This is a genomic window from Bradyrhizobium hipponense (genome assembly GCF_008123965.1).
Taxonomy (GTDB): Bacteria; Pseudomonadota; Alphaproteobacteria; order Rhizobiales; family Xanthobacteraceae; genus Bradyrhizobium; species Bradyrhizobium hipponense.
In genome coordinates this window covers 1-7,496 of record NZ_VSTH01000239.1, presented here as the reverse complement: position 1 = coordinate 7,496, position 7,496 = coordinate 1, and the positions used below count along the sequence as shown (strand labels likewise).

Annotated in this window: 4 protein-coding genes and 1 pseudogene; 2 read left to right on the top strand and 3 right to left on the bottom strand. The window is 61.6% G+C overall.

Annotated elements, in window-relative coordinates:
• Nucleotides 1-694 precede the first annotated feature (694 nt).
• Nucleotides 695-2,911: a recombinase family protein gene (locus FXV83_RS41020; protein ID WP_148745714.1), complete on the top strand. Its 2,217-nt coding sequence runs from the start codon at nucleotides 695-697 to the stop codon at nucleotides 2,909-2,911.
• Here FXV83_RS41020 and FXV83_RS44730 read toward each other — a convergent pair.
• Both FXV83_RS44730 and FXV83_RS44725 read right to left on the bottom strand, forming a co-directional pair.
• A complete protein-coding gene (locus FXV83_RS44730) occupies nucleotides 2,898-3,095 on the bottom strand; it encodes a hypothetical protein (protein WP_235940603.1) in 198 nt (65 codons plus the stop codon). The two genes, FXV83_RS41020 and FXV83_RS44730, sit on opposite strands and share 14 nt — an antisense overlap.
• Before the next feature lie 49 nt (nucleotides 3,096-3,144).
• Entirely contained in the window at nucleotides 3,145-3,411 is a 267-nt protein-coding gene (locus tag FXV83_RS44725) for a hypothetical protein (protein ID WP_235940602.1), read from the bottom strand.
• A 646-nt stretch (nucleotides 3,412-4,057) separates the two neighbouring features.
• Here FXV83_RS44725 and FXV83_RS41010 point away from each other — a divergent pair.
• Nucleotides 4,058-5,262, top strand: a pseudogene (locus tag FXV83_RS41010) (IS256 family transposase).
• Between the two features lie 43 nt (nucleotides 5,263-5,305).
• Here FXV83_RS41010 and FXV83_RS44720 read toward each other — a convergent pair.
• Nucleotides 5,306-5,653: a hypothetical protein gene (locus FXV83_RS44720; RefSeq protein ID WP_235940601.1), complete on the bottom strand. Its 348-nt coding sequence runs from the start codon at nucleotides 5,651-5,653 to the stop codon at nucleotides 5,306-5,308.
• Nucleotides 5,654-7,496 lie beyond the last annotated feature (1,843 nt).

The following is a 7,496-nucleotide window of genomic DNA, read 5'->3' as shown; positions in this document are numbered from 1 at the left end:
AAGTTATCTTTTGCGTTCAGGGAGCCATGCCTGCCCCTTGCGGCGTGCCCCTGTCCGCCTGTTGCTTCTCGCCGCTCTCAAGACCGCCAGCTCGCAGCCACAGCCCGATGAGCCGTAGGATACGAGGATCGGCGATCCTGTGCACCACCATCCGCAACAGCCACTCGTGGTCGACCGAGTCGAAAGACTACTCGACAGACTACCCACCACCGCGCTCATCATCTCGACGACTATCCCGATCAGGTAACCATCGTTCGGTCGCGCCATCCCTTTGAGGGATCTGCGCTTAATGTGCTTGGCTGGTGTCATCGACGCGGCGAACTTCATCTGACGCTTGTACTGCCCGATGGTACCCGTGCCCTTGTACCGGCCGCGTGGACAGATCTGCCTATCGCACAACATTTACCGCGTGCAAGCCCGCAATGCGCTCGAGCGGCACTCCTGGCTTCCCACGCCGAGCTGCTGCACGCCCGGACGATCGTCGACGCTTTGCGGCGGCAATTGGATGCCGCGCATACTGTCCCGCCACCGGAATCGGAGGACAGCCATGCAGCAGCTAAGCTTTCTCGACCCACCACCTCAGCGCGGGGCCGTACCCGTATGGGGGCCCTCGATAAAGAGCAGCGCGCACATCTCGTGCTGCGACTCGCCCGACTAATCGCCCGAGCAATCGCCACTGCCGGAGATCACAACGATGAACGAACTGAGCAAGATCACCGCTGAGCACCTACGCCGATGCGCAATCGTCTACGTGCGTCAGTCCAGTACGACGCAGGTCGAGCATAATCGCGAGTCCACTGCCCGTCAGTACTTGTTAGCCGAACGCGCCGCGCGGCTTGGTTGGCGACGCGATCAGGTGAAGGTCATCGATGAGGACCTCGGTATTTCCGGTTCCGGCCTTTCCGAGCGCACCGGCTTCGCGCGTATGACCGCGGAGGTCGGCCTCGGCCAGGTGAGCATCGTGCTCGGCTTGGAAGTCTCGCGACTAACGCGCAATAATGCTGATTGGTACCGTCTGCTCGATCTATGTGGCCTGACTCACACGCTCATCGGTGATGGAGATGGGATTTATCATCCGGGCTTGTTCAATGACCGCCTGGTGCTCGGGCTCAAAGGTACGATGTCAGAGGCAGAGCTGCATGTGCTGCGTGCGCGGCTGCTCGGTGGCATCCGCAACAAGGCCGCACGCGGAGAACTGCACCGCGGGCTGCCGGTGGGTCTGGTACGGGGCGACGCCGACGGGGAGGTGCTGTTGCATCCTGACGAGTCGGTGCAAGCCGCGATCCATGCTGTCTTCAACGGCTTTGCCGAATTCGGCTCGGCACGACGCGTGTGGCTGTGGTTCCGCTCGCAAGGCCTGCGCTTTCCGCTGCACTCCAACAGCCTTGTCGATCTCCGCTGGGTCGCCCCCACTTACACAAAGATCCACCAGGTCCTCACCAACCCGTTCTATGCCGGCGTTTATGTGTATGGCCGCACCCAGCAGACATGCTATCTCGATGCGGGCGGTCGAATCCGAAAGCGCATCAGACAACGCGACCGCGAGCAGTGGCCGGTGTTCATTCGTGACCATCATGCCGGATACATCGATTGGAATACCTTCGAGGCGAACCAGAAGCGCCTGGCGCAGAACATCCGTCCTCGACCGCACCAGAGCGGGGGTGCCGTGAGAGAAGGCGCAGCACTCCTGCAAGGCCTCGCCGTATGCGGACACTGCGGTCGGCGCCTGGCCGTACACTACAGCGGCCGGTTCTCGGCGCCCGGATATCACTGCGCCGGCAAGAACATCGTCAACGGCCGGGGCGAGTACTGCCTCAACATCGGCGGTGTGCAGATCGATGCGGCTATCGCCGAAGCGTTCCTTGCGCCTCTCGCGCCCGCAGGCCTGGAAGCCTCGCTCCAGGCGATCGAGCAATTCGACGCCGATCACGAGACGACTCTCGCGCAGTTCCGTCGCGACGTCGAGCGTGCGCGCTACAACGCGCAGCGCGCCGAGCGACGCTATCGCGCCGTGGACCCGGAGAATAGACTCGTCGCGCGTGGACTCGAAGCAGAATGGGAAAGCGCTCTGCTGGAACTGAAGACTGCCGAATCAAAACTCTCGGACCGCGAACATGCGCGACCGCGCTCGCTTACGCACGAAGAACGCGACGCGATCCTTGCACTCGGTAAAGACCTCAAGCGTATCTGGTTCGCTCCCACGACGAGCGATCGCGATCGCAAGGAGTTGCTCCGCACGCTGCTCGACGATGTCACCTTGAGAGTCGAGCGCGATAAATACAACGCTCACCTGACGCTGCGTTGGCGCGGCGGTCTCTTCAGTGAAGTTAATGTCCCATTGCCGCACTCGCATCCATCGCCGATCCGCACCGCCGACGATATGATCGATCTGCTGCGGCGACTGGCTGCACATTATCCCGACACCAAGATCGCCGGCATCCTCAATCGCCAAGGCCGCACAACGGCCACAGGACTGTCGTTTACGGCAAATCGTGTGTCGAGCCTGCGGACGCAGTGGGAGATCCCGTGCTTCGAGCCGAAACTGCAAGTGCAGGACGGCGAGTGCATGACGATCGAGAAAGCAGCACGCGCTCTCGGGATCGCACCCTCTACTTTGCATCGCTGCCTCAACGATGGCTTCATTGCCGGAGAGCAGATCACACCTGGCGCGCCGTGGCGCATCCGTATCAATGACGAGTTGCGGTCGCGCTTTGTGGAGAGCGCGCCCGAAGGTTACGTGAAGATGTTCAGGGCCATGAATCTACTCGGCGTCTCGCGGCAAACCATCTTGCAACGTGTAAAGCGCGGCGAGCTCAAGGCCGTTCACGTCTATCGCGGACGGGCAAAAGGCATTCGAATTCAAGTACCTGCAGTTGCTCCGGACCTCTTCGACCCTCTCAAAAAAAACTGAAGGTGTAGTATGACGCAACATCCAAGAAGCTGCGAATGTCGGCATCGAGCACCCAGTTCACGCGCTGACTCATGATCGCTGTATGCAAAGCATCAAGCGCCATGTGCGGATTACGCCCCGGCCGGAAGCCGTAGGAGAACCCCAGGAATTCGGCCTCGTAGACGGCGCTCAACACCTCGGCCACCGCGCTTTGGACGGTCTTGTCCTCTAGCGCCGGCTCACCGAGAAGCCGTTTACCTGGCTTTGGGAATGTAGACCCGCCGCACCGGCTGCGGCCGGTAGCGACCGGTGTGGACGCGCTCGCAGAGATCGCGGAGGTTATCCTCCAGCCTCTCTTCGTACTTCGCCACCGTCACCCCATCGACCCCCGCGCTGGCCTGCCGCTTTTGTCGCCGAAACGCCCGAAGGAGAGCGGCTTCGTCGACATGGTGCAGCAGGGCCGTGAACCGGGTTTGGGCAGCCTGCTTGGCCGCCGCGTTCACCCGCGCGAGGTTCGGCAAGGCGACCCGGCTCTGTGTCCGGACCCTGACCTTCTCACGCAGGCTCCCCTCGGGCTGGTCCCTTCCCTCCATGCGTCTCGTTACCTTCGACGACTTCAAGGTACTATGGATCAGTCCGACTCCCGACCTCAGCTCGGACCGCGGCTCCGGCAGTGCCTTGCCGCCGTCCCCCATTGGAGACCAATCCAATGGACCCGGTCGGGCCTCTCATGTTCCGATGATTACCTTCCATGCGTGATCCGGCCATCGACCCCGACGGAGCGGCATCGTCTCGCATAACGACGATGCTCATGCTGCCTTCGTGTTTAGGGAACGCACTCGGCCTCCGTGAACATCCACCTTTCGAGGCTCGTTCCCGCACCCCGCATGGCTCCTGTCTACACTTCGAACCCCGCGTTGCCGCGACGCCCGCAAGACTCGGTCCCGACCTGCCTACTTCGGCTTTGGCCGGATGGGACTTGCACCCACAAGCATTCATCAGCTTGGCATGACGTACTCCCCGGTGGTGGTGTAGCTCGGTAGAGCAAAGCCGCCGGGACGCGCGCCCCCCAATAGCGCCGTAGCGGGCGGGCGGCTTTGCGGTGGTCACCGGCAGTTCTCCGGTAGGATCGGGTTGCGACACGCCAACGCAACCGAGGAACCACCGATGACCGATGACATGATGAACCTGCGTACGCTCGTGGAGAAGACCCCTGATGCTGATCTGTTGCGCGAGATGATCGGCTTTGCCGCCCAAAGACTGATGGAGCTGGAAGTCGAAGGCCAGACCGGGGCGGCCTATGGCGAGAAGAATTCCGAGCGTCTGGCCCAGCGCAATGGCTACCGCGACCGGATCTGGGAGACCCGCGCCGGCGCGGTCGAGCTGCGCATTCCCAAGCTGCGCAAGGGCTCCTACTTCCAGGCTTCCTCGAGCCGCGCCGCATGGCCGAGAAGGCGCTCACCGCCGTGGTGCAGGAGGCCTATGTGCAGGGCGTCTCGACCCGCTCGGTGGACGATCTGGTGCAGGCCATGGGCATGACCGGCATCTCCAAGAGCCAGGTGAGCCGGCTATGTGGCGAGATCGACGATAAGGTGAAGGCGTTCCTCGCCCGCCCGATCGAGGGCGACTGGCCGTATCTGTGGATTGACGCCACCTAGGTGAAAGTGCGCCAGCAGGGGCGGATTGTCTCGGTTGCGGTGATCGTCGCGGTCGGCGTCAACAGTGACGGCCGGCGCGAAGTTCTCGGCATGGATATTGGTCCGTCCGAAGCCGAGACGTTCTGGACCGCGTTCCTGCGCGAGCTCGCCCGGCACGGCCTGCGCGGCGTCAAGCTGGTCGTCTCCGACGCCCACGAGGGCATCAAGGCCACCGTCGCCAAGGTGCTCAACGCCAGCTGGCAGCGCTGCCGCGTCCACTTCATGCGCAACGCGCTGGCGCATGCCGGCAAGAGCGGCCGGCGCGTAGTCTCGGCCTTCATCGCCACCGCCTTTGCCCAGGACGACGCCGACGCGGCGCAGGCGCAATGGCGGCGCATCGCCGACCAGCTGCGCCCCATACTGCCGAAGCTCGCGGCGTTCCTCGATGAGGCCGAGAGCGACGTGCTGGCCTACATGAGCTTCCCGGCCGCGCACCGGGCCAAGCTGCACTCGACGGCTACCAATCCGCTCGAACGGGTCAACGGCGAGATCAAGCGGCGGACCGAAGTGGCCGGCATCTTTCCCAACGAGGACGCCATCACCCGCCTGGTCGGCGCCATCCTGCTCGAACAGAACGATGAATGGGCAGTCCAGCGTGGACGCTACATGACACTGGAAACGATCGCGCCGTTGGGCGATGATCCCGCCGTCAGCTTCCCGGCAATCGCCAGCTGACCGATCCGGCCCATGCCGGCGAACAGTGGTGACCGAAACTCAGCTACACCACGCCACGGGGCACGATCGGCCGCGGGACGACGTGCGTCTCGCCGACGATGCTGAACATCTGCGCGGCATGAAGGCCATCGAGCGTCGGGCCAGGCACTGGCTTCAACCCGGCCTGCGGGACCATTAGCATCGAGACGAAAACCCAGGGTTCGGGCGGTGAAATCCCCATGACGGCCATGGTGTTGAGGCGCTGCGGCGAGAGATGCTTTTCCAGCAAAGCTTTGACCGCATCACGAAACGGCTTTGCGGATGCACCGACAAGGCCCGGGTGCACGTTCATGTCACCGACAGTCGAGACCTTGACATTGCCGAACTTTCCCGCCGCAAGTTGGTCACGCAAAGATGCAACGTCACGAAAGATTGCCTTGAAGGCTAGATCGTCAGGTTTAAATCGCGGGAATGGCGCACAACAATCAAGAGGTGGATCGGGTTCGAGGTTGAAACTGAAGATAAGATGACCGGCAGTGTCATGGACCTTGAACCCTTGGGTCCATTGGTCACCGGCTGAATGATGAGGCGGATTTGCGGTTGCCAGCCAAACTGCGCGATGACATCAGCAGATAATCCCGGGTGAACCGGTCGGTTGCCTTGGCGCGGGCGGATCTCTTGTCCGAAAATGGACGCGCTATGTGAGGAGTTCGCCAAGCCGGATCGACCGGCACCACTTTAAATGCGGGTCGAGTAGCTCCCCGTTCTCGAGAACTCGCCGGATGGCTTTGGTTTGCAGATTCCCCGAACGCTCCCCGTCGTCTGCACCTTGAACATGTTCACATCGAAGGCGGGCAGGAATTTTCGGCGCTTGAACCACCGGTGGCGGGGAGCGGCGCCGGAGTGCTCCCGTCTCTCTTGCGCATTGGGGACATATGAGAGCGTTATGCTGATCAGAATCCGGCATGAGCGCTAAGAGATGGGCACGCAATTCGTTTCAACTTACAACAACCGAACACCTGATTCGATCGAACGGTAGGTCGTGACAGTCGGCGCGAAGCAATCCAGACTGCCTCTCCGGAAAGACTCTGGATTGCTTCGCTTCGCTCCGAGCGACGCAGCAACCTCGATTCGAACAAACCTCTCAAGACCCCCTACCAGACTTGAATCGCACCTAGCGTCAAGTTGTACCAACTAGCGGTTCGATTCGCGAACTGAGACATTGCCGGCGTAATGGTGCCGGCAGAGGACATTTACGATCCGCGAGGAACGCTCGAGATGAAAATACCCCGATGATGGCATTTGCTCGCTCTGATCTTTCTCGCCTGGTTTGGCGCTCGTTACGCCCTGCGCAGCTGGCGTTCTCGCAGGCGCCATGAGCACGCTCGGCTCTACAGGGCGCATGGCCACTCTCCTACTCCTGCGAGACTCCCATTCGAGATCCCTGAAGGCGGGCGGCTTTGATGTAGCTGAACGCGCATGTTCAGCCAGAATGGTGTCGCTTGGTGGCAGCCTGGATCAGGCGTTGCTGAGTAGACGTCGAGAATTGGGCGTGAGGGCCGAACGATTCACGACCTGCGATCACGCTCCCGCCTGCAAGATCAGTGACCTCAGCGCCTCGGAAAGGCGCAGTTGATGCGCAATTTGAGAAGCAGACGTCCTGGCGCTGAGCCGCGGGTCCCAAGCCCCAGAACTAACTGATTGCTCAGGCCTTTCTTCCTCGAAGACGCTTTCACCGCAGCCAAGGGGAACTCTGAAGGGAACAGACCGACCTGCCGACACCGGGACGCCGTTAGACACGTGAACTCCAGATAGCTGAAGGAAGCAATTGAGTCAGATGAAACCGCGAAGCCGGACGGCCGCGATCCACGACCGTATAATACGCAGAGCTAGGCATACCTGTTCAATCGCCTCTGTGCTTACAGAGCTAATGTGGGTTGCGCGGCTTGTTGGCCGATCACTCCGCTGGTCTATCGTCGAGCCGCTTTCGGAAGTTTTATCATTCGGGCTCGTTAGCCTGATGCTGTCATTGATGGTAGCCATCCCCGTTTTTCACGAGACCGCCGATCAGAATTTGAGGGACGACTCTGATCCCACGGGTCTGCCTGCCTGACGTACGCATACGACGAAGGCCGCCAGATTGACGCATGCGCGCGGGGGCGGGGTAGCGCTATGATAGCGCTGCGTGAAGGTTAGGCAGCTTGCTGATCGGTGGGGTCGTCGGCTTGGCGCAGGAGCTTCCATTCCCAGGGCAG

Bases quoted from the DNA above. Each gene is read 5' to 3' on its own strand.
- FXV83_RS41020 (WP_148745714.1), top strand. From the start codon at position 695: ATGAACGAACTGAGCAAGATCACCGCTGAGCACCTACGCCGATGCGCA.